Here is a 464-nt window from a genome sequence, read left to right as displayed (position 1 = left end):
GGCAGGAGAGATCGAAGAAGCCTTTGGCTTATCGCTCGCACCATTGCTTGCCAGAGCAGAAGAATTTGAAGCCGCAGCCGAGCAGGTAAGGGGAGAGGCGCGAGCGCTGAAATTAATGCGCGAACGCATTACCCTGCATCGACGGGATATTGGCAAGCTCATTGATACAGCGCTGGAAGAAGAGCTGCCAGGCAACTGGAAAGCGCTCTATACCCGTTTCCGCTCACTTGTTGATGCATTGCCACGACGTGCGCCCCTTCACGAGCTGGAGATAATCGTTGAGCAGTTTGCTGCTCTGCATGACGATGTGGATAATTTGCTGAATAATCATGTTAAAACAGAAATAGTGAACGCCAATGACGTTCAAAATGAGCGGCAACAATCTAATTCAAACACTGAATCTCTTCTTGAATTTGAACCTGCTTTAGAAAAAGCAAAGGCTGAAAAACCTGAGCCTGCTAAAA

1 protein-coding gene is annotated in these 464 nt (G+C 48.1%); it reads left to right on the top strand.

Annotation, left to right across the window (positions count from 1 at the left end):
* Nucleotides 1-464 (top strand): plasmid replication protein RepC (gene repC / locus HBA93_RS18570; protein WP_286202048.1); only part of this gene is annotated, 464 nt, incomplete at both ends.

Origin of the sequence: Ochrobactrum sp. SFR4, assembly GCF_019730395.1 — a bacterium.
GTDB lineage: Bacteria > Pseudomonadota > Alphaproteobacteria > Rhizobiales > Rhizobiaceae > Pseudochrobactrum.
The sequence above is the reverse complement of the archived record's forward strand: the minus strand, read 5'-3'. Positions and strand labels throughout refer to the sequence as shown.